The following is a 26,403-nucleotide window of genomic DNA, read 5'->3' as shown; positions in this document are numbered from 1 at the left end:
ATAGGTAAAATACATATATCGAATAGTAATTATTCCTTTTGTCTATAGGAAGGATGAATCAGGTGGACATCAGACATTTAACATATTTCTTAGAAGTGGCAAGGTTAAAGAGCTTCACGAAAGCATCGCAGTCCCTTTACGTATCGCAGCCGACCATTTCCAAGATGGTCAAAAACCTGGAGGATGAGCTGGGGGTGCAGTTATTTTACCGCAATGGCCGGCAGGTTGAAATGACAGATGCTGGCCAAACCATGTATACACAAGCGAGTGAAATCGCACAGTCATTTCAGAATTTAACGAACGAATTAAATGATTTAATGAATGTGAAAAAAGGGCATATTCGAATCGGACTGCCGCCGATGATTGGGTCAAGTTTCTTCCCGAATGTCATGGGGGAATTCCGCCAGCAATATCCAGATGTCACATTTCAATTGGTTGAGCACGGCTCCATTAAAGTAGAGGAAGGGGTCGAGGATGGGTCGCTTGATATTGGTGTCATTGTTCTGCCTGCAAATGATAAAATTTTTCATACGTACACCATTATTAAAGAGAACATGAAGCTCGTGACGCATCCATCCCATCCGATGGCTGGTCGTGAGGAGGTACATTTAGCTGATTTAAGGGAAGAGTCTTTTATTTTCTTTAGAGAAGATTTTGTTCTGCACAGCCGGATTTTGAATGAATGTATGAATGCGGGATTCCGGCCAAATGTCATTTATGAAACGTCTCAGTGGGATTTCATTAGTGAAATGGTAGCTGAAAACTTAGGGATTGGACTCCTGCCAGAACGAATCTGCCGTGATCTTGATCCTGAAAAGGTAAAGGTCATTTCCCTAAACCCGTCGATCCCGTGGCATTTAGGTGTCATTTGGCGTAAAGACCGCTATTTGTCGTTTGCGGCAAGAGAATGGTTAAAGCATACGAAGTCCTATGTGTGGGATGCAGAGTAAAAGGGAGGACGATACGGATGAAAACAAGCTGCGCGTCTCATTTATTGGAGAAGGTTCGAGAAAAAAATCCACTCGTTCATAATATCACCAATCAAGTCGTGACGAATTTTACAGCGAATGGACTGCTTGCTTTAGGTGCTTCGCCAGTCATGGCAAACGCCAAAGAAGAAGTGGCTGAAATGGCGCAATTAGCGGATGCACTTGTGCTTAATATTGGCACACTGACTAGAGAGACGGTGGAAGCTATGATACTCGCTGGACAAGCCGCCAATGAAAAAGGTGTACCTGTTTTGTTAGATCCTGTCGGCGTCGGTGCGACAACGTTTCGAGCGAATGCCGCTAAACAGCTGATAGAGAAAGTGAAAATGACCGTTGTCAGAGGAAATGCTGCTGAAGTGGCTCATTTACTTGGAGTGGATGGCTGGGAGTCAAAAGGCGTTGATGCGAAAGCGGCGAATGGAGATGTATCGGCATTAGCCAAACAAGCGTCCATTGCACTTCAGACAATAGTGGCAATCACAGGAAAAGTCGATGTGGTGTCAGATGGAAATGAGGTGCTGTCCATTCATAATGGACATGAATGGCTCACCAAGGTGACGGGAACCGGCTGTTTGCTGACGTCTGTCATCGGGGCATTTTGTGCAGTAGGTGAACAGGCGCTTCATGCGTCGGCCGCTGCATTGCTGTTTTATGGTGTCGCCGCTGAAAGGGCAGCTCTGAGCGCAAAGGATAAAGGACCGGGAACTTTTCAAATGGAATTGTTAAATGCATTATCACACACAACCGGCGAAGATGTGCTGACAATAGGGAAAATAGGGGGAGTTTCACATGACAAAGGCTGAGCACCAGCAAATCAAACAGCAATTATCGGTTTATTTTATTATGGGCACAACGAATACAACGAGGCAGCCGCTTGATGTTGTGAAAGAGGCCATTCAAGGCGGAATCACCATGTTTCAATTTCGTGAAAAGGGTGAAAAAGCCTTGCAGGGTGAAGAGAAGAAACAATTGGCTCGTCAAATTCAAGCGCTTTGCCAAGAAGCAAATGTTCCTTTTATTGTGAATGATGATGTACAACTAGCGATTGATCTTGATGCAGATGGCGTTCATGTTGGACAGGAAGACACAAACGCAAAAGACGTCAGAGAAAGGATCGGGAATAAAATATTAGGCGTGTCGACGCATAACCTAGACGAAGTAAAACAAGCCATGAAGGACGGAGCAGATTATGTCGGTATGGGCCCAGTCTATCCAACGGAAACGAAAAAGGATACACGCAGTGTCCAGGGGGTGTCTTTGATCACTGAAGTCCGGCGTCATGCCCTTCAAATTCCGATTGTAGGTATCGGAGGGATCACATACGAAAACGCTGCACCAGTGATACAAGCTGGGGCAGACGGTATAAGCATCATTAGTGCTATTAGCCAGAGCGCCGATCCAAAAAAAGCAGCAGAAGAGCTGAAATCACTTGTTGAAACAGAAAAAGTATCTCTTTAATCTCAAGGAGACATGGATTGAATCAATTCATGTCTTTTCTTATGTCTGGAAAATTAGACAGGAGAGAAACAATTGTGTACAATCACATTAGTTCGATGATTATCGAAACGACAGGTAAATAAAGGAGAATGAACATAGAAGTGCTCGATACGTATTTTCGCCGGTATGATGAAGCAGGAAAAGGGCAGGAGCAACTGGATGAATTGCTGGCATTGTTTTCTGACGATGTCATGATTGTCTTAAATGGCGCCCAAAAGCCTGGAATCCAAGCATTCACACAGTTTTTGAACACATTTTTCCGCGTGCATGAAGACATTAAGCATATGTGGGATGGGTGGATGAAAAGAGAAGACGGAAAGTATGAAACAAACTGGGTCGTTTGCGGAAAGCTTTCGGATGGCCGTGTCTATACAGCAGAAGGAATTGATATCGCAGAGCTGGACGACCAAGGGAAGATCGTTTATTTAGAAAACGTTCCGAAAAACCCAGAGTTATTCCAGCGCTACTAAAAAGCCGGCTGAGCAGCCGGCTTTTCCTTATGAATCAGTATCCATATGCATGCCTGTATGTGCCTTTACTTGAATTTCTGTAAAGGTGTCTTCATCTGCTTTTTCAGAAGAGAATATCGTGCCTAAGTAGGCGGCAAGGAATCCGAGTGGAATCGAGATAATCCCAGGGTTCGACAGCGGGATGAGCGGCTCTCCTGTGAAGATGGCTGCTCCTGACGGGTCCCAGACGCTTGGGCTTAGCGAGACAATGATCAGTGCGCTCAGAAGGCCTGTTAAGCTTCCTGCGATGGCACCCGTAGAGTTAAATCGTTTCCAAAAAACAGTGAAGATAATCAAAGGTAAGTTCGCACTTGCCGCCACTGCGAAGGCAAGAGACACAAGAAAAGCGACGTTTAAGGACTGGGCAAATAATGCAAGAATGATAGAGAGGATCGCCACGCCGATTGAAGCAAAGCGCGCCGCCTTCACTTGCTCCCGCTCACTCGCTTTTCCTTTGCGGATAATCTGACTATAAAAGTCATGGGCAAAAGCAGATGCGGCGGATAAAACAAGCCCAGTCACCACTGCCAATATGGTCGCAAAGGCGATAGCGGAAACAAAGGCAAATAATAAATCTCCTCCAAGGGCTTGTGCCAGAAGAGGTGCGGCCATATTGCCTGCTGCATCTGCTGCCGTGATCGCTTCTGTTCCAACAAAGGCAGCAGCGCCAAAGCCAAGGAAAACCGTCATTAAATAAAAGATCCCGATGATCCAAGTAGCAGAAAGAACCGATTTTCGCGCAGAAATCGCATCCTTTACTGTATAAAAACGGATCAAAATATGTGGCAAACCTGCTGTCCCAAGCACTAAGGCGAGGTTAAGAGACAAGGTTTCTAAAGGCACATCATATTTATTTCCCGGGTGAAGAAACGATTCACCAAGCGGGGTTGCAGTTTTCATCTGTTCAAACATCTTCAGCAGACTAAAATCAAACTTTGCAAACACAAGCAGAGAAATAATGAGCGTCCCAAGCATGAGAAGCACAGCCTTTGTGATCTGTACCCAGCTGGTCGCAATCATGCCGCCAAACACGACATAAATGGTCATCAGGACACCCACGATCAGCACCGCGATCCAGTAATCAATGCCAAGAAGCAGCTTGATTAATGCACCTGCTCCAACGAGCTGTGCAATCATATAAAAAGTGGAAACTGTAATGGTATTAAAGGCGGCAACCCCTCGGATGGCAGGGCGCTTAAAACGTGCAGCGATCATATCGGCCATCGTATATTTCCCCAGATTTCGAAGCGGTTCAGCCACAACGTAAAGAACGACAAGATACGCTACTAGAAAACCAATGCTATAGAAAAAGCCGTCAAATCCGTTTAACGCGATCATTCCAGCAATCCCTAAAAATGATGCAGCAGACATATAGTCTCCAGCAATGGCAAGGCCGTTTTGAAACCCAGTCAGACCCCCGCCTGCTGTGTAAAAATCACTCGCATTGCTTGTTTTTTTCGCAGCAAAATATGTGATGACCAATGTGAGCCCTACGATCGCTACGAACAAAATAAAAGCGGTCATGCTCATTCGTCATCACCTCTTGATTCAGTTTTTAAAGCGCTTACATAATTGTCGAACTTAGCTGCTTTTTTCGCATAAAGTCCACATAAAACCCAGGTCATGACAAATTGTGTGAGGGCGAATAACCAAGCCCATGAGATCGCGCCAATTGCCGGCGTGTTCAAAAAGGTGAAGTAGGATGTAGCAACCGGAAGTGAAAAGTAAAAGAGAAAAAAGAAAATCGTCATCGGTACGATAAATCTGCGTTTTTCCTCAAGAAGTTTTCGAAAATCCTCTGAAGCGGCAACCTTCTTATAATGAACTTTTTTGTCTGCCATTGTTTCCTCCTTTGTACGAATTAGGGACAAGGTACTCCAATGCATATGAGACGATCTGGCTGTTTATGACAGTATATCATAAAAAAGGCACCCGAAAAGGGTGCTTTCTATCGATAATTTGCAAGAAATGTTTGTCTCGCTTTTTCATATGCTTCTGCGTCAAAATGATCTCCGCATTTATGAATACACCAAGGCTCTTCTTGTCTTGCAATCCCAACTTCATAGCCCTTCTGAGTGAATTCAAAGGACTGCGAGACATCATAAAAATGAAAGCCGTCAAAGAGGTCCTCACGCCACCTCACATCGTATTGTGTTGCCATGAATAGACCATCAATGGCCGCAGCTTTGATATAATCTTGCGCTTTGGGATGCTGACGGTCTCTTTCAAACGAAAGCAGCTGATAGGTGTCGTGACGATATTCAATGACTTTTCCCCTGCAATCAGAACTCTCCCACCAAATTCCATTGTCAGGCATGCTTTCTGCTCCAATCACGCCAACCATGCCAAGTGATGGATGTTGTAAAAAAAGCGGGATGAGCTCAAGCAGCATATGCTGTTTGACAATCAAGGTATCCTGATGGAGATAAATTTTAAACTGAGCTGGATGAGTGATGGCTTCATTGTATGCAGAGGTCATACTTGATGCATGTCTAATTGGTAAGACCTCCACATGGTATCCATGGGGAGCCGGAAGTGAAGCGAGCTGCCGGAAGCAAGCTTGAAACATCGATTCATCATTCACACATAATACAAACAGAATCGTCGGATTACTCATGAAATGGAACCGCCTCGACCACATATTGATAGGCTGTAGCAGACTCGTGAAAATCAGAACGAATGCCGTGTTTCATGAGTAATTCATGTAGATCATTCAACACGCTTGCATAGGAAGGATGCTTTACGCGAATGGCCTCGAATTCACGAATGCGAAAACCCGCTGAATGAAAGAGTGCATGTATTTCGTGAAGGGTGAAGAAACGTAAATGTGTTTGATCCATTAACCCTGCATCTGTATAAGTAAATCTGCCGGCTAGTAATTCTAAAACCGTTGAAATGTGGCCGATATTTGGAATAGATGACAGGATGGCACCCTCTTTTTTAAGGAAGGGCTTCACCTTTTTTAAAACGGCCCAAGGGTCCAATAAATGCTCGAGGACGTCTCCGAAAATAATGCAGTCAAATTGTTCATGTTGATAAGGGAGAGCCATCTGTTCAATATTACCGCAGAGAACATGATCCAGCTCTTGCTTAGCCTCTTTTGCTGCATCTTCAAATGACTCAATACCATAAATGGTCCGGCCCTTTTGTTTCAGGACTTTTCCAAGCTTGCCTGTGCCGCATCCGATATCCAATAAAGACGTCCATTCCGCGCGGATACGGCTGACGATGACCGGGTTTACCCCATGATAATACTGATCCTTTTTTTGGTGATAATACGAAAGGGAATCTGAACTCACGCTCTACCCACCTTTCTGCTTTCTCGTTGTTTTCATGCTTAATATATGGGTGAGCAGCTTGGTTTTATAACGTGAGAAGGACAATTTTCATGAATGGCGGTTAAAAAGGGATCATATAAAGAACAGGAAATGGACTGTCCTCCTAATATAGAAAGACAGAACCCCATTGAGTGAAGGGATTGGTATGGAGAGGTGTTCAATTATTGTAGCGTATCGTCATGAAAGGATTTTCAAAAGGTCAATTGACAGGTCAGAACTTATAGCCAAAGCAGTCTGAAAGACAAAGGATAACGGCGTTGATTTACGGTTTGTTTATCATCTTCTGATCACCGTTGGATGTTAAAAAAGCTTGTATTTCTTCGATGCCTAGTCCAATTTTTTTCGCTTCCTGAATCAAATAAACCCACTCTTCGTCAACTCTTCTTTTCACTTGCGTATCCATAATATCCTCCAGTTCAATAAGACATATTCACTGCAACCAATGACTTGAACAAACCGTCTAGTAACTGTACGTGTGGTTGAAAACAGCGCAAAATAAATTTTTGTCGAAAAATGATGACATTTAACCTATTTTGTAAAATCTATCACCTACCACGTCCCTAAAAAAATGACTAAAAAACCCATAAATATTGAAATCTTACTTCTAATAATAAACAATTGTAAAGTCAGTTGAAAGATTATAAATTAAAATAATGATAAAGACCTAAAACATTTGACTCATATAAACCAATTGCGTTGACATTTGCCATCGAGTAGAACAAATTTCATCTTTACAGGACATACATATTGTTCGTTTGGGAAGTTCTTCTCAAGATGGTATTCTAAAAGAAACAGAAACCACCAAGAAGGAATGAAGAAAGACATGTATAGCCTTTTTCAAAAGTATCAAGAAGTTGTCATGTATCTTGTGATGGGTGTGTGTACAACCATTGTCAATATCGTCAGCTTCTATTTATTCGTTGAGATGTTTTCCATGGATTACAAAACAGCTACGGTTGTTTCATGGGTATTTGCTGTTCTCTTTGCTTATATCACCAATAAGAAGTATGTCTTCAAGCAAAAGGCTCGTGACACAAAAAGCCTCATGCGTGAGCTTTCTTCATTTTTTAGTGTCCGTCTCATGTCTCTAGGTGTAGATCTGGGGCTGATGATTTTATTTGTGAGCCAAATGGCGCTCAATGAAACCGTCGCAAAAATTCTCGTCAACTTTGTGATTGTGGTGGTCAATTATGTCGCCAGTAAGTGGTTCGTCTTCAAAAAAACAAAAGAAGATGCGATTTAACACATAAAAAAAGATAGGTGATGTGAAATGAGCAGCAGGCCAGACGACTTATATGATGCCATATATCAACAAACAGAAAAGCAGCATGAACAAGTGCTGAGGCTAGTCAAAGAAATGACCGCACATCCAGAAGCGTTTTCGGAACAAGAAAAGGAAAAGATCAACCGAATGGACATTGCGCTTCAAACGGCAACGGACATTTTAGAAAATTTAATGACCCCTGATACGCAAATGACCATTGTTTTAAGACAAGGGAGAATTCATGTTGACCTGTCAAAAGCGTAAAAGAAGCAGCCTATGATGCAGCGGCTGCTTTTTATTATGCATCGCTTGTTTCCCGCAGTTGCTTTGGAGACATGCCGATTTTCTTTCGAAAGACTTTATTCAAGTAATTCGCATTTCGGTAGCCGCACTGTATGGCGATTTCTTCAATCGAGTATTTCGTTGTTTTTAGTAATGTTTCCGCCTTTTCTAACCGGATATTGGTTAAGTAGTGAATAGGTGTGAAGCCAGTGGCCTTTTTGAATTCTCTCGTAAAATGACTTTTGGATAAACGTGCCGCAGCTGCCATATCGTCTGGGCCAATTTCCTCGTGAAAATGATGGCTGGCAAACAAGGCCGCTTGGACGATGGGCTCAGGCCATTTCTCCATTTGTCCCTCAAGCTTTGGCAAATATGAATACAGTTCCATGACAAATTGATAAGCAAGGCTAGACCCCTCAAATGGATTGGTAATCCGTCTTTCACTGGCTTCATCATAAATTTTCTTCAGCAGGCGGATCGGTTTGGAATGAGGATGAAAACGCATGACCTGCTTTCCTTGATCTATAAATTGGTCAAAGCAAAGATCACAGGCTTCCCCATAAAGCGTCAAATAGAGAAATTCCCAATGCTCACTGTCCTCTGGAAAATAATATTGATAGGCACTAGGGCTTTTCACAAGAAAGGCCTGCCCCGGCAAGACTTTAAACCGCTTCTGTCCGATTTCAATCATGCCATGTCCAGACAGTGTGAGCTGAAAGATGCACTTGCCCTGATCCTTCCGCTCCACGCCATTCCAGCTGTATAACGAAGATGATTGAACCTCCCAGCCAACAGACCATATTTGTGCCGGCAATGTAACATCAGAATGGTGAAAACGAAATGCAAATGCTTCCTTCTTCAAATTGGAAAACCTCCCTCACAGCAAAAAACAACCTTTTTCTATTTTGAATCATGGTACACCTCATATCACATCGTACCATTCACAGCAAAAAAAGGGTATTTTTTAACGATTTTTTTACCATTGAACTTACGCAGTTCAGGCAACTAAAATAAGAGTATCAGAAGAGAAAAGGGGAATGGATATGATCGATATGTTACGCACGGCATTTCACCAACAATTTGGGGATAGAGAAGAAGAACTTCGCTATTTTTTTGCCCCGGGAAGAGTGAACTTGATTGGTGAACATACAGATTACAATGGAGGTCATGTATTCCCTTGTGCGCTCACTCTCGGTACATATGCAGCATGTGCAAAGCGGACAGATGGCCGCGTGAGAATGTATTCCTTGAACTTTGATGGCGATGGTGTGAAAGAATTCGACCTTTTTGAAATCGCTTACTTAGAATCGGATGGCTGGGCGAATTATCCGAAGGGTGTGTTCCATCAGTTTATCGAAGCAGGGATGAAGATAGAAGAAGGCTTTGACATTGTATACGGCGGCAATATTCCCAATGGTGCAGGCCTGTCTTCCTCTGCCTCGATTGAGCTTGTCACCGCCGTCTTCATCAATGAATGGCATTCATTCGGCGTTTCAAATGCCCGTCTTGCCCTCCTTTCGCAGCGTGCAGAAAATGAATTTATTGGCGTCAATTGCGGCATCATGGATCAGTTTTCAATCGCTCTTGGAAAAGAAGATCACGCCATTTTGCTCAATTGCGATACCCTTGATTTTCAATACAGTCCGTTTCGGCAAGAGGGTCTGGCGCTTGTCATTGCCAATACAAACAAAAAGCGGACACTGGCAGACTCCAAATACAATGAACGCCGGGCAGAGTGTCAATCAGCTTTAAACGATTTACGAAAAGAAATTGATCTTGCCCACTTATGTGAGCTCACGGCAGATGAATTTGCCGAACATGCCCATTTGATTCAGGATGAAACATGCCGCAAACGTGCAAGACACGTAGTGACAGAAAACGAGCGGACCATAAAAGCAGTCAAATTTCTGAAAGATGATAAAATGGATGAAATAGGTGCGCTTATGAAGTCTTCTCATCTTTCTTTAAAGAATGATTATGAAGTGACTGGATTTGAACTAGATACACTTGCAGAAGCCGCTTGGCTCCATCCTGGAACGATTGGCTCTCGTATGACGGGCGCGGGTTTTGGCGGCTGCACGATCAGTATTGTGAAAGAAAAGCAGCTGGCATCATTTATAAAAGAAACGGGTGCGATTTATCAAGAGAAGACAGGCATTCAAGCCTCTTTTTACACAGCTGGAATTGGAGGCGGCGCAAGAGAACTCACGAAGGAGGAAGTGTAATGACAATTTTAGTGTGCGGGGGAGCAGGGTACATTGGCAGCCATGCAGTAGCGGCTCTTTTAGCGAAAGGTGAACAAGTGGTGGTAGTGGATAATTTGCAGACAGGCCACAAAGAAGCTGTTTTGAAGGGAGCTGTTTTAGAAAAGGGAGATTTACGAGATCAAGATTTTTTAAGACAGGTTTTCAAAACACATCAAATAGAAGCGGTGATGCACTTTGCCGCAGATTCACTTGTCGGCGAGAGTGTAACAGACCCGCTAAAGTACTATGACAACAACGTTGGAGGAGCGACAGCCTTACTTCAGGTGATGAATGAATTTGATGTGAAACACATCGTTTTCTCTTCAACCGCTGCCACATATGGTGAACCAAAGCGAGTGCCGATCGTTGAAACGGATGAGACGAATCCAACCAATCCTTATGGAGAAACGAAACTAGCCATTGAAAAAATGCTGAAGTGGTCTGAGCAGGCATATGGAATGAAATACGTTGTGCTTCGCTACTTTAATGTAGCTGGCGCTCATACAGAAGGACTTGCCGGAGAGGATCATCAGCCTGAGACACATCTCATTCCGATTATTCTGCAAGTGGCTTTAGGAAAACGAGATCAGATCATGATTTACGGTGATGATTATGAGACAGAGGATGGCACGTGTATTAGGGATTACATTCATGTCATGGATTTAGTAGACGCGCACATCTTAGCTGTTGATCGTCTGCGCGCTGGAAAAGAAAGTGCAACATATAACTTAGGGAATGGCACTGGTTTCTCCGTGAAGCAGGTAGTAGATGCTGTTAGAAACGTCACGGGGCATGCGATCCCAGCACAGGTGGCTGACAGACGCGCGGGAGATCCAGCAAAGCTGATTGCTTCTTCTGAAAAAGCGCTGCAAGAATTAGGGTGGACACCTCAATATGCTGACCTTCACACCATCATTCAAAGTGCGTGGGATTGGTTTCAGAAGCATCCAGACGGCTACCAGAGTAAATAACGCATAACAGGCAGGCAAGAGAGGGGACAGAGAGAATGGCGGTTGATATTTTTGAAAAACTGGAACAGCTGATTCAATACGGGATCAATCATGAGCTGATCACACGACTAGATATCGATTATACGAGAAATCGGCTGCTAGAGGTGCTTGGGCTGGATGAAGCTGAGCCAAGAACAGTCTCATGGGAGGCGGAGCTTGAAGACATTTTAATGCCGATGCTGGATTGGGCAGTTGAGACTGGCCTTATCCCTGAGGGGACGGATACGTATCGCGATTTACTAGATGCGAAAATCATGGGATGCTTGGTGGCGCCTCCAAGTGTCATCTACGCAAAGTTTGAAGAGAAACGCCAGCATGAAGGGCCAGAGGCGGCTACAAGCTGGTTCTATGAAATGCAGCAGCACGCACACTATATTCATACAGGCAGAATCGCCAAAAATGTGCAGTGGTTTACACCAACAGATGATGGCGTGCTGGAGATCACAATTAATCTATCAAAGCCGGAAAAGGACCCAAAAGCAATCGCTGAAGCCAAAAAGCTTAGTCAAAAGCAATATCCTCTTTGTCTCCTTTGTAAAGAAAACGTTGGGTTTGGGGGGCGGATCAACCATCCAGCGAGACAGAATCACCGGATTATTCCTGTGAAACTCACAGATGAATCTTGGTTTCTACAATTTTCACCTTATGTGTATTACAACGAGCACTGCATTGTGTTCAAAGGCGAACATGAGCCGATGAGCATCACCAAAAAGACCTTTGAACGATTGCTTTCTTTCATATATATATACCCGCACTATTTCATCGGATCGAACGCCGACCTTCCGATTGTCGGGGGCAGTATATTAAGTCATGACCATTTTCAGGGCGGTGCGCATGAATTTCCGATGGCGAAAGCGGAGGTGGAAGATGTCTTTTCTCTGAATGCCTTTCCGAATGTGAGGGCCGGGATTGTGAAATGGCCGATGTCTGTCATCCGGCTTCGAAGCAGCGACCGGCAGACGCTTGCAGACGCCGCAGACTTTATCTTAACCAAGTGGAAAATGTATTCAGATCAAGAAGTGGAGCTGTTAGCTCATACTGGAGAGACGCCGCATAATACCATTACACCCATTGCACGCCGCCATGGCGATGACTATGAATTAGATCTAGTGCTGCGCAATAATCGTACAAACAAGCGGCACCCGGATGGAATTTTCCACCCGCACGAAGAAGTCCATCATATTAAAAAAGAGAATATCGGATTAATTGAAGTGATGGGTCTTGCCGTTCTTCCTGGTAGATTAGCAGAGGAATTAAGCCAATTAAAAGAAGCGCTCTTATCCAAAAACCCCCTTGAAGAAATCAAAGCCCGCCCTGCTATCACGAAACACGAAACATGGGCAAAGCGTCTGCTTGAAGAGAACACCTTTACAGAGGACAATACAGAAGCCATTTTACAAAAAGAAGTCGGTATGATTTTTTCTCGTATTCTCTCACAGGCGGGTGTGTTTAAAAGAACCGAGCAAGGGAAAACAGCTTTTAAACGTTTCATTCATACACTCATATAGGCAGGTGATTAGATGATTGAACAAGTAAGAACATTAATGGAAGAAAAACAGCTCGACGGTGTCTTGATTCAAAAGCGTAATAACTTCTCCTGGCTGACAGGAGGAAGAAGAAATCACATCGTGTTAAATACACCAGAGGGCGTGTGCAAGCTGCTTGTGTTAAAAGACGACATCGTCCTCATTGTAAATCAAATGGAAGAAAAGCGGATCATTGAAGAAGAGATGGCCTATATCGATCACCCATTTCAAGTGGTAACGATGGATTGGTTTGAGGATGATAAGGCACACATTCAAACACTCACAAAAGACAAACGGATCGGGTCAGACATTCAAATGGATGGATTCGAATGGATCGAGCCGGATTTGTCGCAAGTCCGATCCATTCTTTCCGCATCACAGCTCCGCCAATATGAAACGCTTTGTCATGAAACAGCAGTCATTGTAGAGAGTGTCTGTAAAGAAATCGTTCCAGGACAGACGGAGCACGAAATCGCTTCGCTTGCGGCTCAAAAAGCGATCGCGCAGGGAATGACGATAGAAGTACTGCTTGTGGCAACAGATGACCGAATTCATCAATACCGTCATCCAATTCCGACAGATAAAAAACTTCAAAAGCATGCGCTTGTTGTTCTTTGCGCTGAACGGCATGGACTCGTGGCGAATGTCACAAGGTCTGTTTACTTCGGTCAGCTTCCAAAGGAGCTTGAAGAGAACAAAGAGCGGCTTGCACGAATTGACACGGTCATGAATGCCGCCACGCGCCCTGGTAAGACATTGGGAGATGTATTGAAAGCAGGTATTGCTCAGTATGAAAAAGAAGGCTTCCCTGATAGCTGGAAAAAGCTTCATCAAGGGGGAAAAACGGGCTTTGTATCTAGAGAAATCATTGCAGTTCCCTCATCGAAGGGAGAAATTCAGCTGCAACAAGTGTTTACTTGGAATCCTTCATTGCCTGGATTGAAGTCAGAGGATACGATGGTCGTAGAGAAAGAGGGTAACCGCTTTTTAACCTATACAGGCAAGTGGACATACATTGACGTTGAGCATGAAGGGGACATCTATAGACGCCCTGATATTTTAGTGAGAGAAGAATAACTGCAGAATGCCGGCGCTGAGCCGGTTTTTTGCTGGAAGTCATTTAGCGGGATTCCACATATTCATCATGATTGCCAATTCTTACACCGCATAGTCAGCGGATCGATACTTTCTTTTCTTGTCAACTTGCGTTAAAATAAGTAAGGTTTTTGTTAAATGTGGGGATACCTATTTTGAAATTGTTTACCTAGATAAAATTTCATTAAGTTAAATTGAAATTTGACCAAACTTTTTTATTGTGGTAAACCTAAATTTGACAAAGTTCTTGATTGTTTGTCCTTTGCCTTCAACTCTCAACTTTTCAAAATCCTAGAAATTTATTGTTTGTGCAATAATATAAATTTATGTCGAATTTATGACATTTTGAGAGAAATCTGTTGAAAAATAAATGAACTTTTGAAAAAAGGGAAGCTAACTCTAACAGATTTTGATAGCATTACAAAGGGAAGAAAAGTTTTCGAAGGCAGATGGCTTTTCACAATTATTCAGCAATTTATACATTATTTAAGGAAGGATGGTGATCTTCTTGTTCAGAGCCATTAAACCTATGCTTTTATTAGCGATGCTCGTGAGTGTTTTTGTATTAGGAGGTTGCAGCAATATCGCTGTTTTAGATCCTAAAGGACCAGTCGCAGCACAACAAAAAGACTTAATCCTTTTATCTATTGGATTCATGCTCTTTATCGTTGGTGCGGTATTTGTAATGTTTACCATCATTTTGGTTAAATACCGTGAGCGTAAGGACGTTGGAAACGCCTCTTATAACCCAGAAATACACGGGAACACGCTTCTAGAAGTTGTCTGGACAGTGATCCCAATATTAATCGTTGCTGCCCTTTCAGTTCCAACTGTAAAAACAATTTACTCTTTGGAAGAGGCACCTCAAGCAACAAGCCATAAAGATCCACTCGTCGTTTATGCGACAGCTGTTGATTGGAAATGGATCTTTAGTTATCCAGAGGAAAATATTGAGACAGTGAACTACTTAAACATTCCAAAAGATCAGCCGGTTTTATTCAAAATCACTTCCGCTGATACAATGGCATCACTATGGATTCCTCAGCTAGGCGGGGAGAAGTATGCGATGGCTGGAATGGAAATGGAACAATATCTTCAAGCTGATGAAGTAGGCACATACCAAGGAAGAAACGCCAACTTCACAGGCCCGGGCTTTGCTCAGCAAAAATTCAAAGTCAATGCGATGACGCAGTCTGACTATGATAAATGGGTAAACAAAACGAAGAAAGAAGCACCAAAGTTAACGAAGAAAACGTATGACTACTTGATGCTTCCTGATGCTGCAGATGTGCAGACGTTCTCGTCAACACATTTATCCTTTGCGAAGCATGGAGAGGATTCTGAATATGCACTCCAAGCACGCAAACGTTTAGGTTATCAATCAGTTTCTCCGCATTCCAAGACAGATCCTTTCGAGAATGTGAAGAACTATAAAAGTAAACTAGAAAAAGAATAAACTGACTAAGGAAAGGAGGAGGCCGTTATGCATTTAAAATGGGATGAGTTTTTTGTAACTGGAGACCCATTAATTCTTGGTGCGCAAATTTCTATCGCTCTCACTTCCATTGCCATTGTGTTTGTTTTAACCTACTTTAAAAAGTGGAAATGGCTTTGGAAAGAATGGCTGACATCAGTTGATCATAAAAAGCTTGGAATCATGTATATCCTTGCTGCTGTGATTATGTTCTTCCGCGGTGGGGTAGACGGACTGATGATGCGCGCGCAGCTGGCGCTTCCTAATAATACGTTTTTAGATTCAAACCACTATAATGAAATCTTTACAACGCATGGTACGATCATGATTTTGTTCATGGCGATGCCATTTTTAATTGGTTTAATCAACGTCGTTGTTCCTCTTCAAATTGGTGCACGTGACGTTGCATTCCCTTATTTGAACAACCTTAGCTTCTGGACATTCATGGTCGGAGCAATGCTGTTCAACATTTCCTTCGTTATTGGAGGATCACCAAGTGCAGGCTGGACGAGTTACATGCCGCTCGCCGGAAATGATTTCTCACCAGGACCTGGACAGAACTACTACTTGCTCGGGCTCCAAATTGCAGGTATTGGTACACTTATGACAGGTATTAACTTCATGGTGACCATCTTAAAAATGCGTACAAAAGGTATGACACTTATGCGTATGCCAATGTTTACATGGACAACATTGATTACGTCTGTCATCATCGTGTTTGCATTCCCTGTACTAACAGTTGCTTTAGCACTTATGACATTTGATCGTTTATTCGGTTCTGCATTCTTTACACTCGAAGCAGGCGGTATGCCGATGCTTTGGGCGAACCTATTCTGGATTTGGGGACATCCTGAGGTATATATTGTTATCCTGCCGGCTTTCGGTATTTTCTCAGAAATTTTTGCGACGTTCTCAAGAAAGCAGTTGTTTGGTTACAAAGCGATGGTTGTCTCGATTGTGGCAATCTCTGTTCTTAGTTTCCTTGTGTGGGTTCACCACTTCTTTACAATGGGGAACAGTGCAGCGGTTAACTCATTCTTCTCGATTACAACAATGGCGATTTCTGTACCAACAGGTGTAAAAATCTTTAACTGGCTCTTTACGATGTATCGAGGCCGTATCAGCTTTACATCACCAATGCTTTGGGCACTTGGTTTCATCCCGAACTTCGTAATCGGTGGTGTAACTGGGGTTATGCTTGCGATGGCAGCTGCGGATTACCAGTACCATAACACGTACTTCCTTGTATCCCACTTCCACTATGTATTAATCGCAGGTACTGTATTTGCTTGTTTTGCTGGTCTTGTTTTCTGGTATCCAAAAATGTTTGGTTACAAGTTAAACGAAAGAATCGGCAAATGGTTCTTCTGGGTATTCATGATCGGATTTAACATCTGTTTCTTCCCGCAGTACTTCCTAGGACTGCAAGGAATGCCAAGACGTATTTATACGTATGGACCAGAAGATGGCTGGACTGCACTAAACTTTATTTCAACAATTGGTGCATTTATGATGGGTATCGGATTCATCATCCTTTGCTACAACATTTACTACAGCTGGAGACACTCAAAACGTGAAGTGTCTGGAGACAGCTGGGGAGAAGGACGTACACTTGACTGGGCGACATCTTCTGCAATTCCGCCGCATTATAACTTTGCAGCACTTCCAGAAGTGACAACACCAGATGCATTCCATCATTGGAAGCAAAACAATGTGGACGTTCATCCTGAAAAAGAATTTAAGAAAATTCACATGCCGCACAATTCAGGCAGACCGCTGATCATGTCTGCATTCTTTGGACTTGGTGCATTCGGTCTTGTATTTGAATGGTACTGGATTGGCGTTATTGGCTTAATCGGTGTATTCGCAACGATGATTTTACGTTCATTCGAATATGACGATGGCTACTATATTCCTGTTGAAGAAGTAATCGAAACAGAGAAAAAGAATAAGGAGGCGCAGAAGTAATGGGACATAATGATAGCAGCTATGCAAATGCACCGCTTGAATATCGCTCTGAAACCGGACGTTTAAACATCCTTGGTTTCTGGATATTCCTTGGCGCGGAAATCGTGTTATTCTCAACACTTTTTGCGACCTACTTTGTTCTACATGGCAGAACAGCTGGCGGCGTTTTACCAGCTGAGCTGTTTGATATGAAGCTTGTATTGATCATGACATTCCTGCTATTGGTTAGTTCATTTACATGCGGGATTGCCGTTCATGAAATGCGCCGTGGAAGTACAAAAGGGGTTGTCATTTGGACGATTCTCACACTGCTTCTAGGTGCAGGCTTCGTTGGATTTGAGCTTTTCGAGTTCTTCCATTATGTACATGAAGGTGCGAGCATCCATACAAGTGCGTATTGGTCTGCATTCTTTGTACTTTTAGGAACTCACGGACTACACGTATCGATCGGTATCTTCTGGATTACCGGGATCTTGTTCCAAATTAAAAAGCGTGGATTAACTCCACAAACAGCAGCGAAGATTTTCATCTCAAGTCTATACTGGCATTTCCTTGATGTTGTATGGATTTTTATCTTCACAGCTGTTTACTTGATCGGATTAGGGGGGCTTTTGTGATATGGCTGGAAAAACACATTCCTCAGCAGAGCACGAACACTTCCCTTGGAAACACGTAGTTGGCTTTATCCTATCCATTGTGCTGACAGTCTTAGCATTCTGGATTGCGATTGGAGCTGAAATTGGCAGTTCCGCAAAACTATGGATTATCTTTGGTTTTGCGTTCATTCAAGCATTCTTGCAGCTGTTCATGTTTATGCACATGACAGAGAGCGAGAATGGAACTGTTCAAGTCGGAAATACTTTGTTTGGTCTGTTCTGTGCGATTATCTTCGTCATCGGATCTGTTTGGATCTTTGCGGCTCACTACAGCCACGGAGAGAACAGTAAAGACGGGTATTCACCGTCTGCACCAAAGCAGTCTGAGCATTCAGAGAAATAATAAAAAAACCACTCATCTGGGACTGACCCCCGTTTTTGAGACAGGGATCAAAACACCTTTATACAGCCAATTGCCGATAGTTGATCGGTGATTGGTTGTTTAGTTTTGTTTGAATACGAATGTTGTTATAATAATAAATGTATTCTTTGACAGTGCGTTCTACGATGGTGGTCGTAGTTCGATCAATGCTGTTAAGATAGAACGTTTCAGACTTTAGCGAGGAATGAAACGATTCGATGGAGGCATTATCAGCGGGCGTCCCTTTACGGGACATGCTCATGGTAATGCCTTTTATATGAACAGCTTTCTGATACTCGTAAGATGTATACACAGAACCTTGGTCGCTATGTAACACACAGTTTTCAGGCAGTGCTGGGAGCTGATCAAGTGTGTTTAAAATAAAGTCTGTGTCCTGCTTATCACCAATCGTAAACGCAATCACTTCTCCATTATATAAATCCAATATACTGGAAAGGTACAATTGTTTCTGTCCATAAGGCAAATACGTGATGTCCGTTACTAGTTTTTCAAGAGGACGATCAGACTGAAAGTTCCGATCCAGTATATTACCGGCCACGGCATAGGGCTGCCCATTCTTCTTACGCTTTTTCATTTTAACCCGGCACTGCCACTGGTTTTTCTGCATGATACGTTGAACAGTTTTATGGTTAATACGCATTCTCACTTTTAGTAAGGCTGTGATTTTTCGGTATCCATATCGATACTTGTGCTCTCGGCACAACGTGCCGATTTGCTTCTCTAGTTGTTTTTTAGAATGATTCTGAGTCAGATCTTTTTTCCATCTATAGTACGAAGCGCGAGAGATGCTTAAATGGACACAAATGTCCTGTACTGTCATCATTTTGCACAATTCTTCTACTAGTTTGATTGACGTTTCCTTATCAACTTCCTTTCCAATTCGTTGTACTTTTTTAAAACTTCATTCTGTTGACTCAGATAGCGATTTTCTGCCTGCAGTCTCTCTAATTCGGAAGAGTACTCGGGACCCTTTCCATAGGTATATTGTTTTCCAACAGGCTGTTCGAACCGGTGTGTATCCCCAGCCTTATGCCACCTCACCCATGTCTGAACCTGCGTTTTATTTTTGATATTCAATTCCTGCATGATCTCTTTCATAGATACGCCTGCCAATCTCATGTCTACAGCCTTCTGCTTGACTTCAACCGGATAACTCACTCTTGTCCCCATAGAAAAAACACCTCCATGTTTTATTTCGGATTACAACGATCCGTTTTCAAACTTGAAGGTGTTTTTTATTTGTCTCATCTTATGGGGTCAGTCCCTCTCTTGAAGGTGAGTGGTTTTTATCATGATGGTGATAACGCTTCCAATAGTTGGGCGATATCTATCGGCTGCTGAATCTTTTGCGAATGAATGGAAGTCCGTAGATGAGGAACGCTGCAATGTGAGCCAAAATCACGTTAATGGCAAAGAATGCGATCATGAAGGTATGTCCTGCTGGAGATAAACTGCTTGTCATGTAAAGACCGAAGAAAATCCACATAATCATAATGGGTGGAATAGATGCTAATGCAATTTTTCTGTTTTCCAGCCATAAAAACAGGGGTGTAGCCGTTGCAATACATAGGTACGCAAAGAACATATCCATCGTATCCAACTCCTTTGTAAGTTGATATTCAAATCAAATGAGAGGTCAGGATGCAATTGTGTCTGTTTTTAGGATATATTGTGAACATTTTGTTACAAGTATTATACCACAATTGACTTTGAAGTAAACGTAATAATTGGAAAATGGGCCTTATTCCATACAAAATGGTTTTATTCCTCTTTCCTCAGTGCAGCTTATGCTCGTTTGATGTTTACTTGTTATATTGCCACATAGGTCATTGAATTTTCCCCTTAAAATCTGTAAAATAAACTTTTTAAAGGACTTGAGATCGATTGAATGAAAAGTGTATAGAGGGATTTTTTCCTATTGTTAGGATGAAAAGTATTTCATTTTTTGAAAATTGAATGGAACCTTTCGGATGTATCTTCCGTCATATTTAAGGTGAGTTGATTTTGTGAAAATTTCAATCTAATATAAATAAGGGCTTTTATGTTTTGTAATAAGGGTGGTTAGTTCATGAACAAGCAGAATACATCTCCTTACTATCAAGGAGATTTGATTTTTATATTTTTAGCCTTCTTTGCCATCAGTGTCATTGCGATTTATGCTGCGGGTCAATTTGGGCAGTACGGATCTAATGCATGGACCAGACAGATCATATACTATATGGTCGGAGTTATATGTATTGTTGCTATTAATTATTTTGACTTAGAGCAATTAGAGAAACTGAGCTTATATATATTTATAGGCGGCATTATGCTGTTAATTCTTCTAAAAATCGCTCCTGCACAAATCGGAGGTCATGATTTTGCTCCAATCAAAAATGGGGCAAAAAGCTGGTTTGTGTTACCTGGAATAGGGACATTTCAGCCTTCAGAGTTCATGAAAATTGGTTTGATTATGATGCTCGCATCTGTCATTGGAAAGTCTTCACCTAGAGGAAAACGGACATTAGAGGATGATATTTTCCTTCTATTAAAAATTGCCGGCGTGGCAGCTGTACCAGTTGGACTGATCTTCTTGCAGGATGCAGGGACTGCGGCTGTTTGTATGTTTATTGTTGTCGTGATGGTGTTTTTATCAGGGGTCAATTGGAAACTGATCTCTCTCATCGGTTCTGTGGTTGTACTATTGGTTGCCGCTGTGTTAGCCGTCATCATTCTCTTCCCTGATTTTGCGAAAACAATCGGCATTCAGCAGTACCAGATTAACCGGATTACCGCTTGGCTGCCTGATAGTTCTTCGACAGCCAACCAAGCACAGACGCAGGATGCATCTGGATCTGATAAATATCAAGTAGAGCAGGCGATTATGGCCATTGGTGCAGGGCAGATTTTTGGGAATGGCATTAAAAACTTAAAGGTCTATGTCCCTGAAGCACAAACGGATATGATTTTCTCCATTATAGGTGAAGCCTTTGGCTTTATCGGCTGTGCGTTTGTTGTGATCATGTTCTTCTTCTTGATTTACCGGCTTGTCGTACTGATTGACCGTATCCATCCTTATAGCCGATTTGCGTCATTCTTCTGCGTAGGATATACAGCATTGATTGTAATCCATACGTTCCAGAATATTGGGATGAACATAGGCGTGATGCCTGTAACAGGGATTCCACTCTTATTTATCAGCTTTGGAGGAAGCTCTGTCTTGTCCGTTCTCATTGGATTCGGGATCGCCTATAACGCAAGCGTTCAATTAACGAAATATCAAAGTTATTTATTTAAATAAAACGGGTAAGGGCAGTCTAAGTATAGGCTGTCTTTTTTTTATGCGAGTTTTAATTTTTGAAAAGCCCTATGTCTTTGCCTTATGATAGAAGAAGTGAAGGAGGTCTTCGAATTGAACAAAACGATAGAAACCATATTAAATCATCGATCCATCCGTTCGTTTACAGACGAGCGTTTGACAGAAGAAGAGGTGCTGACACTGATCAAAAGTGCACAGGCTGCTTCGACATCAAGCTATGTACAGGCGTATAGTATTATTGGGGTGACAGATCAGGAGAAGAAGGCCAAACTTGCTGAACTGGCTGGGAATCAGCCGTACGTTGAGAAGAACGGGCATTTCTTTGTCTTCTGTGCAGACTTGAAACGCCATGATTATATTGCAAAAAAAGCAGGGAAGAATCATCAGGAGGCGCTTGAGAATACGGAAGCCTTTCTCATTAGCGTCATCGATGCGGCATTGGCTGCACAAAATGTCAGTGTTGCTGCAGAATCAATGGGACTTGGGATCTGCTATATTGGCGGACTGCGTAATCAGCTGAGAGAAGTCTCTGAAGTGCTTGAAACGCCATCTTATGTGCTGCCGTTATTCGGTCTGGCTGTTGGCCATCCAGCTAATCAGTCGTCACAAAAGGAACGGCTGCCAGTTGAACTCATATATCATGAAAATTCATATCAGCAAGATGAAGCGCATGTGGATCGTTATTTAAAAGAATACGACGATCGTATTTCCGCATATTATGAAGCACGAACAAACGGTGAGAGAAAAGATACTTGGTCTGAGCAGATGCTGCGGGGCTTTAGCCAGCCAAAGCGTGCCTTCCTTGGGGAATTTGTGAAAGAGAAGGGCTTTAATCGAAAATAAATAAGAAATCCCCCTTTCCATTAAGAGAGGGGGATTTCTGTAAGAGGTGCAGCATAATGAAATTAAGTATACTGGATCAATCTCCTTTGATAGGAGGCGCTACGCCTGCTGAAGCACTGAGGGAGACGGTTGAACTGGCGAAGCAGGCGGAGAAGTGGGGTTATCACCGTTTTTGGGTATCAGAGCATCATTTTTCAAACCGGCTTGCAGGATCGAGTCCAGAGGTGCTTCTCGGCCATTTATCAGCCGTTACGTCGCACATACGCATTGGCTCTGGCGGCGTTATGCTCCCGCACTACAGTGCCTATAAAGTAGCAGAGAACTTCAGGGTTCTCGAAGCGCTGGCTCCTGGCAGAATTGATCTTGGGATTGGACGTGCCCCTGGTGGTATGCCTATTTCCTCCATTGCCCTTCATCATGGGGAGCGAAAGCGTCTAGGCGACCAGTATCCTGAGCAGGTAGAGGAATTGAAGGTGTATTTACACGATCTAGCGGATGAATTTTACCCGCTGCCTCATTTGACTGCTTCTCCGAAGGTAGAGACCGCGCCAGAAGTATGGATGCTTGGTTCTTCTGGAGGGAGTGCAAGGCTTGCGGCGAAAGCAGGTGCAGGCTACACGTTTGCACTTTTTATTAATGGTGAAGGCGGAGAAGACTCTGTGGAGCAATATATCAACCGATTTGAACCTTCAGTATTCGGTGATCAGCCGCGTGTCAGTCTGGCAGTCTTTGTTTTATGTGCCGAAACAGAGGAGCAGGCAGAAAAACTGGCAGTCAGCTTAGATTTATCTTTACTTGCCAATGAACAGGGGCTGAATCTTGAAGGCTTTCCTTCATATGAAGAGGCACAGTCGTATTCCTACAGTCCTTATGAACAAAAACGAGTGGCTGCCAATCGTCAAAGGATGGTCATTGGAACACCAGCATCTGTGAAAAAGCAGCTGACCACACTCGCGAAGGCTTATCGCACAGATGAATTGATCGCTGTGACCATCACACATCACATGCAAGACAGGCTCACATCGTATCGTTTATTAAAAGAAGCCTTTGATGCATAACGTATGTATATTTATCGCCTGCGGAGCCAGTACAAGGGGAAAAGGAGCATCATGGTGAAGAAGAAGGCGGCTGACACCAGCAGGCTGAGCGGATAGATACAGGAAGCATAAACAGTTAGCTCGCATGCTTGATGAAAAGGACGAGGCTGCTTCGTATGTAAAAAGGTTAGAAGATAAACCAATTGATCGTCAGAAAAAAAGCAGTAAAAAAAGAAACGATCCATAGCCATATCAATTTCTCTTTCCTCCATATATGATCGAAAAGCCTTGATGAGCTTATCCGCTCATACAAGGCTTTTCTTGTGATTCACATTTATTCAGGGTAAATTTCGAAAGGTTCCTTCGTTTGTACGGTATCTGATTTTCCTTTCAAACTTGCATACGCAAGCATTGTATACTCACCAGCTTCAAGCTTCTGGCCTTGATTGATTGTGCCATTCCATTTTACGCGGTGCTCTCCTTTATCAACATGTTGATAAACACCAGCTTCACCTAAAAACTCTCCATCGGTCGAGTAGACAAGGAATGCAAGGTTCTCAGCACCGCCAGGCAGGTAGCTGCTAATGACATAGCTTCCAGCACGATTGTCCGGCTCTACGGAAACAGAAGTGACGCGCGGATAATCAGGCTCTTTCACAATCAATAAAGTAGGGATTTCCGTGACCTTTCTGCCATTTTCGCGAATGGTGATGCTGCCTTGGTACGTCCCTTTTTTGGTTTTTCCGTAATTCACCTGTACTGCGGAAGTAAAGGATCCAGTGGAATTCCCTTTGACGGTGATTTTTTTCGTTCCGTTTGTACTAATGCCGCTGCCATTGAATTTGTAATCAATGGTATACGTTTTCAGTGCTTTTGAAAGGTTTTCTACCTTAAATTTCTTCGTTTTGATTTGAACGCCTTTTTCCTTTAAGAAAGTGCCGTAAGAATAGCTCGCATCAGAAACGATAGAAGACGCTTGAAGTGATTCCATGATTCGAACGCTGCCTGTTCCTTGTGTGTTATGAGGGAATGGGCTGCCATTTGCGTCAAACAGTTTTTCTGCTGTATTCATCAGCAATGCTTTGATTTGTTCAGTTGAGTACGATGGTTTTGCTTGTTTGATGATCGCTGCAACTCCTGCCACATGCGGAGATGCCATACTTGTTCCTTGCTTAGAACCATATCCGTAAGGCTGAGAAGGATCATGCGTTGGGATCGTACTCACAATGCTGACACCGGGTGCTGATAAATCAGGCTTAATCATCCACGTATCCACAACCGGTCCGCGGGATGAGAAGTCAGCGACTTGCTCACTAAGTTCTTTGACAAATTGAATGGAGAAAGCCGTTGTATCGTTTCCAGCCTCAATGGCTTTGATAAGCGCTGTTCCTTCAGCTTTTGACAGCTTAATTGTAGGAAGTGCGAGACCTGGTACGTCGACTGGAATCTCTCCATCGGTATTGTTATACATCACAACGCCGATTGCACCAGCGGCTTTTGCATTGTCGACTTTATCCACAAAAGCAATGGCACCACGTTCAATCACGGTCACCTTTCCTTTAACATCGATGTCTTCAAATGCCTTTTCGTCACCGATTCCTGCTTGGACGAGTGTGACTTGTTTTTGGTCAAGCGCTTTTAAATCACTCTCTTGGTAGTATCCCATGACTTTTGCAGTAGAATAATTCGGGAATTTCACATTGTAAAGGCTGTACGGAAGCTGAGTTGCCCCGACAGAAATGGCCTCTCTTGACGTGCCGGGAGAACCGACAGTCCAGTTATTAGGACCGCTGTTTCCATTCGAAGTAACAGCTACAACGCCTTCAGACATGGCCCAATCAAGTGCAATGCTCGTTGCATAATCAGGGTTATTGACACTGTTTCCAAGAGAGAGGTTCATGACATCTGCTCCGTCAGTAACAGCCCGGTCGATGCCTGCAAGAACGTTCTCAGTTGTTCCAGATCCACCTGGTCCAAGTACACGGTATGCAAGAAGCGTGGCATCCTTTGCGACCCCTTTAATTTGTCCATTTGCCGCAATCGTTCCTGCAACGTGTGTGCCGTGATCTGTGGATTCGCCTCTAGGATCTCCTTTAGGTGTCTCTTGCGGAGAATAATCATTATCAACAAAATCATAGCCTTTGTATAAACCGAAGTTTCCTTTTAAATCAGGGTGGGTATAGTCTACTCCAGTATCAATGACTGCGACTTTGACCCCTTTTCCAGAATAGCCGGCATCCCATGCTTTTGGTGCACCGATAAATGGAGCGCTCTTATCCATAAGCGGGGAGACATCTTCGTTTGGAAGCTGGATGCTTTCCTTTTTCACTTCATCGGTTTTATATGTAACATCCGGATAAACGGCTTTTACTCCATCAACTGCGAGCAGCTTCGGGATTTCGTTTGCAGGAAGTTTCATAGAGAAACCAGAGAAGACTTTTTCATATTCTTGACGAACACTCGCTTTATCTACCTCTTTGAGTGCTGCGTTCTTTACTTTTGTTCGAGATTTTTTGAGGGAGGCTTTTGTTTGTGCTTCGCCTTCTTGCTTGGCTTCAACTAAGGATTTTTCCTTTAATTCAACAATGACAGTGGTTTGTTTTCTCGAGTTGACATTGATTTCACCGAAGATTTCTGCTTTTTCTAGTTCCATCTTTTTGTTAGAGGGAGCAGCCGCCGCCTGTTGACCGGTAAAGAATGTGGATAAAATAAAAATAGTGGAGAACAATAGAACAGAAGAACGAGATATTACTTTTTTCATTAATTTTCCCCTTTCTAGCTGTGTTTTTAGGGAGATAGCCTTTCTTTTTGTGGATAAATAGGAAAGATTCACTGCCCGTTATTAAGTATTCAATACGTTGAAAACAATTCCTTTACTAAAATGGTCTTATTTTACATAGTTACAAAGAACTATTTTGTTTATAAAGTCGCACTTATTCACAAATGTCTGTTGATAACTCGATTATTCAGATGCATATATGGAAAATAA

27 protein-coding genes are annotated in these 26,403 nt (G+C 43.0%); 17 read left to right on the top strand and 10 right to left on the bottom strand.

Features of this window, described 5'->3' with window-relative positions:
• The first annotated feature begins 62 nt into the window (after positions 1-62).
• The 4 genes from cidR (at position 63) to NSS76_RS18045 (ending at position 2,956) form a co-directional block, all read left to right on the top strand.
• The gene (gene cidR, locus NSS76_RS18060; RefSeq protein ID WP_024426436.1) at positions 63-950 is read left to right on the top strand and encodes a cidABC operon transcriptional activator CidR; all 888 of its coding nucleotides are present in this window, start codon (positions 63-65) and stop codon (positions 948-950) included.
• A 17-nt stretch (positions 951-967) separates the two neighbouring features.
• Positions 968-1,792, top strand: coding sequence for a hydroxyethylthiazole kinase (thiM, locus tag NSS76_RS18055; protein ID WP_341082577.1), 825 nt, complete (start codon positions 968-970; stop codon positions 1,790-1,792).
• Complete coding sequence (thiE, locus tag NSS76_RS18050; protein ID WP_268415014.1) at positions 1,779-2,447, top strand: thiamine phosphate synthase; 669 nt, start codon at positions 1,779-1,781, stop codon at positions 2,445-2,447. The genes thiM and thiE overlap by 14 nt, the downstream gene beginning before the upstream one ends.
• A gap of 128 nt (positions 2,448-2,575) precedes the next feature.
• Positions 2,576-2,956, top strand: a complete 381-nt coding sequence (locus tag NSS76_RS18045) for a nuclear transport factor 2 family protein (RefSeq protein WP_341082576.1) — start codon at positions 2,576-2,578, stop codon at positions 2,954-2,956.
• 27 nt (positions 2,957-2,983) lie between these two features.
• Here the strand turns inward: NSS76_RS18045 and NSS76_RS18040 are convergent, their stop codons facing one another.
• The 5 genes from NSS76_RS18040 to NSS76_RS18020 form a co-directional block, all read right to left on the bottom strand.
• On the bottom strand, positions 2,984-4,525 hold the full coding sequence (locus tag NSS76_RS18040) for a solute symporter family protein (RefSeq protein ID WP_024423846.1): 1,542 nt from the start codon (positions 4,523-4,525) through the stop codon (positions 2,984-2,986).
• Positions 4,522-4,836 carry a DUF485 domain-containing protein gene (locus tag NSS76_RS18035; protein WP_024423845.1) on the bottom strand — a complete coding sequence of 105 codons (315 nt, stop codon included), beginning with the start codon at positions 4,834-4,836 and terminating at the stop codon, positions 4,522-4,524. Before NSS76_RS18035 ends, NSS76_RS18040 begins: the two co-directional genes overlap by 4 nt.
• A 107-nt stretch (positions 4,837-4,943) precedes the next feature.
• Positions 4,944-5,612 carry a glycosyltransferase family protein gene (locus NSS76_RS18030; protein WP_212047983.1) on the bottom strand — a complete coding sequence of 223 codons (669 nt, stop codon included), beginning with the start codon at positions 5,610-5,612 and terminating at the stop codon, positions 4,944-4,946.
• A complete protein-coding gene (locus NSS76_RS18025; RefSeq protein ID WP_341082574.1) occupies positions 5,605-6,294 on the bottom strand; it encodes a class I SAM-dependent methyltransferase in 690 nt (229 codons plus the stop codon). Before NSS76_RS18025 ends, NSS76_RS18030 begins: the two co-directional genes overlap by 8 nt.
• A gap of 301 nt (positions 6,295-6,595) precedes the next feature.
• On the bottom strand, positions 6,596-6,736 hold the full coding sequence (locus tag NSS76_RS18020) for an anti-repressor SinI family protein (RefSeq protein WP_008345506.1): 141 nt from the start codon (positions 6,734-6,736) through the stop codon (positions 6,596-6,598).
• Between the two features lie 456 nt (positions 6,737-7,192).
• Between NSS76_RS18020 and NSS76_RS18015 the strand changes: the two genes are divergently transcribed.
• Positions 7,193-7,576, top strand: coding sequence for a GtrA family protein (locus NSS76_RS18015; RefSeq protein ID WP_012011676.1), 384 nt, complete (start codon positions 7,193-7,195; stop codon positions 7,574-7,576).
• Positions 7,577-7,603: 27 nt separating this feature from the next.
• Positions 7,604-7,861, top strand: a complete 258-nt coding sequence (locus NSS76_RS18010; protein ID WP_024423842.1) for a hypothetical protein — start codon at positions 7,604-7,606, stop codon at positions 7,859-7,861.
• Positions 7,862-7,895: 34 nt separating this feature from the next.
• On the opposite strand, the gene NSS76_RS18005 is transcribed toward NSS76_RS18010, so the two are convergent.
• Entirely contained in the window at positions 7,896-8,741 is an 846-nt protein-coding gene (locus NSS76_RS18005) for an AraC family transcriptional regulator (RefSeq protein WP_024423841.1), read from the bottom strand.
• A 181-nt stretch (positions 8,742-8,922) separates the two neighbouring features.
• On the opposite strand from NSS76_RS18005, the gene NSS76_RS18000 reads away from it, so the two are divergent.
• From NSS76_RS18000 to qoxD, 8 genes are all read left to right on the top strand, one after another.
• Entirely contained in the window at positions 8,923-10,104 is a 1,182-nt protein-coding gene (locus NSS76_RS18000) for a galactokinase (protein ID WP_445662187.1), read from the top strand.
• Positions 10,104-11,096 (top strand): UDP-glucose 4-epimerase GalE, encoded by a 993-nt coding sequence (galE, locus tag NSS76_RS17995; RefSeq protein ID WP_341082571.1) that lies wholly within the window; start codon positions 10,104-10,106, stop codon positions 11,094-11,096. The genes NSS76_RS18000 and galE overlap by 1 nt, the downstream gene beginning before the upstream one ends.
• 35 nt (positions 11,097-11,131) lie before the next feature.
• The gene (gene galT / locus NSS76_RS17990; protein WP_206534233.1) at positions 11,132-12,643 is read left to right on the top strand and encodes a UDP-glucose--hexose-1-phosphate uridylyltransferase; all 1,512 of its coding nucleotides are present in this window, start codon (positions 11,132-11,134) and stop codon (positions 12,641-12,643) included.
• A 12-nt stretch (positions 12,644-12,655) separates the two neighbouring features.
• Positions 12,656-13,738 carry a M24 family metallopeptidase gene (locus NSS76_RS17985; RefSeq protein WP_341082568.1) on the top strand — a complete coding sequence of 361 codons (1,083 nt, stop codon included), beginning with the start codon at positions 12,656-12,658 and terminating at the stop codon, positions 13,736-13,738.
• A 517-nt stretch (positions 13,739-14,255) separates the two neighbouring features.
• On the top strand, positions 14,256-15,212 hold the full coding sequence (gene qoxA / locus NSS76_RS17980; protein ID WP_341082734.1) for a cytochrome aa3 quinol oxidase subunit II: 957 nt from the start codon (positions 14,256-14,258) through the stop codon (positions 15,210-15,212).
• A gap of 27 nt (positions 15,213-15,239) precedes the next feature.
• Entirely contained in the window at positions 15,240-17,198 is a 1,959-nt protein-coding gene (gene qoxB, locus NSS76_RS17975) for a cytochrome aa3 quinol oxidase subunit I (RefSeq protein ID WP_024423835.1), read from the top strand.
• Complete coding sequence (gene qoxC, locus NSS76_RS17970) at positions 17,198-17,815, top strand: cytochrome aa3 quinol oxidase subunit III (protein WP_041115415.1); 618 nt, start codon at positions 17,198-17,200, stop codon at positions 17,813-17,815. Before qoxB ends, qoxC begins: the two co-directional genes overlap by 1 nt.
• Before the next feature lies 1 nt (position 17,816).
• Positions 17,817-18,197 carry a cytochrome aa3 quinol oxidase subunit IV gene (gene qoxD, locus NSS76_RS17965; RefSeq protein ID WP_012011667.1) on the top strand — a complete coding sequence of 127 codons (381 nt, stop codon included), beginning with the start codon at positions 17,817-17,819 and terminating at the stop codon, positions 18,195-18,197.
• A gap of 58 nt (positions 18,198-18,255) precedes the next feature.
• On the opposite strand, the gene NSS76_RS17960 is transcribed toward qoxD, so the two are convergent.
• Both NSS76_RS17960 and NSS76_RS17955 read right to left on the bottom strand, forming a co-directional pair.
• Positions 18,256-19,406 (bottom strand): IS3 family transposase gene (locus NSS76_RS17960; RefSeq protein WP_206534229.1). Its coding sequence is split into 2 segments (ribosomal slippage): positions 18,256-19,133 and positions 19,133-19,406, totalling 1,152 coding nucleotides; the frame shifts between segments, so codons are not numbered across the junction.
• 157 nt (positions 19,407-19,563) lie between these two features.
• On the bottom strand, positions 19,564-19,827 hold the full coding sequence (locus NSS76_RS17955) for a spore morphogenesis/germination protein YwcE (protein ID WP_008345491.1): 264 nt from the start codon (positions 19,825-19,827) through the stop codon (positions 19,564-19,566).
• 477 nt (positions 19,828-20,304) lie between these two features.
• On the opposite strand from NSS76_RS17955, the gene NSS76_RS17950 reads away from it, so the two are divergent.
• The 3 genes from NSS76_RS17950 (at position 20,305) to NSS76_RS17940 (ending at position 23,435) form a co-directional block, all read left to right on the top strand.
• On the top strand, positions 20,305-21,516 hold the full coding sequence (locus NSS76_RS17950; RefSeq protein WP_073207846.1) for an FtsW/RodA/SpoVE family cell cycle protein: 1,212 nt from the start codon (positions 20,305-20,307) through the stop codon (positions 21,514-21,516).
• 111 nt (positions 21,517-21,627) lie between these two features.
• Positions 21,628-22,377, top strand: a complete 750-nt coding sequence (gene nfsA / locus NSS76_RS17945) for an oxygen-insensitive NADPH nitroreductase (RefSeq protein ID WP_024423832.1) — start codon at positions 21,628-21,630, stop codon at positions 22,375-22,377.
• A gap of 53 nt (positions 22,378-22,430) precedes the next feature.
• Complete coding sequence (locus NSS76_RS17940; RefSeq protein WP_024423831.1) at positions 22,431-23,435, top strand: LLM class flavin-dependent oxidoreductase; 1,005 nt, start codon at positions 22,431-22,433, stop codon at positions 23,433-23,435.
• Between the two features lie 11 nt (positions 23,436-23,446).
• Here NSS76_RS17940 and NSS76_RS17935 read toward each other — a convergent pair whose 3' ends face one another.
• Both NSS76_RS17935 and NSS76_RS17930 read right to left on the bottom strand, forming a co-directional pair.
• Entirely contained in the window at positions 23,447-23,665 is a 219-nt protein-coding gene (locus tag NSS76_RS17935; RefSeq protein ID WP_238550004.1) for a hypothetical protein, read from the bottom strand.
• Positions 23,666-23,748: 83 nt separating this feature from the next.
• A complete protein-coding gene (locus NSS76_RS17930; protein WP_341082567.1) occupies positions 23,749-26,175 on the bottom strand; it encodes a S8 family peptidase in 2,427 nt (808 codons plus the stop codon).
• Positions 26,176-26,403 lie beyond the last annotated feature (228 nt).

The sequence above is a fragment of the Bacillus sp. FSL R5-0654 genome (genome assembly GCF_038008745.1).
Taxonomy (GTDB): domain Bacteria; phylum Bacillota; class Bacilli; order Bacillales; family Bacillaceae; genus Bacillus; species Bacillus safensis.
Note: the sequence above shows the minus strand (reverse complement) of the source record. Positions and strands in the feature narration are given on the sequence as shown.

What these genes read in the sequence shown, in the direction of transcription:
- thiM (WP_341082577.1), top strand. Translation starts at nt 968, where the DNA reads ATGAAAACAAGCTGCGCGTCTCATTTATTGGAGAAGGTTCGAGAAAAA.
- thiE (WP_268415014.1), top strand. Translation starts at nt 1,779, where the DNA reads ATGACAAAGGCTGAGCACCAGCAAATCAAACAGCAATTATCGGTTTAT.
- NSS76_RS18045 (WP_341082576.1), top strand. Translation starts at nt 2,576, where the DNA reads ATGAACATAGAAGTGCTCGATACGTATTTTCGCCGGTATGATGAAGCA.
- NSS76_RS18040 (WP_024423846.1), bottom strand. Translation starts at nt 4,525, where the DNA reads ATGAGCATGACCGCTTTTATTTTGTTCGTAGCGATCGTAGGGCTCACA.
- NSS76_RS18035 (WP_024423845.1), bottom strand. Translation starts at nt 4,836, where the DNA reads ATGGCAGACAAAAAAGTTCATTATAAGAAGGTTGCCGCTTCAGAGGAT.
- NSS76_RS18030 (WP_212047983.1), bottom strand. Translation starts at nt 5,612, where the DNA reads ATGAGTAATCCGACGATTCTGTTTGTATTATGTGTGAATGATGAATCG.
- NSS76_RS18020 (WP_008345506.1), bottom strand. Translation starts at nt 6,736, where the DNA reads ATGGATACGCAAGTGAAAAGAAGAGTTGACGAAGAGTGGGTTTATTTG.
- NSS76_RS18015 (WP_012011676.1), top strand. Translation starts at nt 7,193, where the DNA reads ATGTATCTTGTGATGGGTGTGTGTACAACCATTGTCAATATCGTCAGC.
- NSS76_RS18010 (WP_024423842.1), top strand. Translation starts at nt 7,604, where the DNA reads ATGAGCAGCAGGCCAGACGACTTATATGATGCCATATATCAACAAACA.
- NSS76_RS18000 (WP_445662187.1), top strand. Translation starts at nt 8,923, where the DNA reads ATGATCGATATGTTACGCACGGCATTTCACCAACAATTTGGGGATAGA.
- galE (WP_341082571.1), top strand. Translation starts at nt 10,104, where the DNA reads ATGACAATTTTAGTGTGCGGGGGAGCAGGGTACATTGGCAGCCATGCA.
- galT (WP_206534233.1), top strand. Translation starts at nt 11,132, where the DNA reads ATGGCGGTTGATATTTTTGAAAAACTGGAACAGCTGATTCAATACGGG.
- NSS76_RS17985 (WP_341082568.1), top strand. Translation starts at nt 12,656, where the DNA reads ATGATTGAACAAGTAAGAACATTAATGGAAGAAAAACAGCTCGACGGT.
- qoxB (WP_024423835.1), top strand. Translation starts at nt 15,240, where the DNA reads ATGCATTTAAAATGGGATGAGTTTTTTGTAACTGGAGACCCATTAATT.
- qoxC (WP_041115415.1), top strand. Translation starts at nt 17,198, where the DNA reads ATGGGACATAATGATAGCAGCTATGCAAATGCACCGCTTGAATATCGC.
- qoxD (WP_012011667.1), top strand. Translation starts at nt 17,817, where the DNA reads ATGGCTGGAAAAACACATTCCTCAGCAGAGCACGAACACTTCCCTTGG.
- NSS76_RS17955 (WP_008345491.1), bottom strand. Translation starts at nt 19,827, where the DNA reads ATGGATATGTTCTTTGCGTACCTATGTATTGCAACGGCTACACCCCTG.
- NSS76_RS17950 (WP_073207846.1), top strand. Translation starts at nt 20,305, where the DNA reads ATGAACAAGCAGAATACATCTCCTTACTATCAAGGAGATTTGATTTTT.
- NSS76_RS17935 (WP_238550004.1), bottom strand. Translation starts at nt 23,665, where the DNA reads ATGGCTATGGATCGTTTCTTTTTTTACTGCTTTTTTTCTGACGATCAA.
- NSS76_RS17930 (WP_341082567.1), bottom strand. Translation starts at nt 26,175, where the DNA reads ATGAAAAAAGTAATATCTCGTTCTTCTGTTCTATTGTTCTCCACTATT.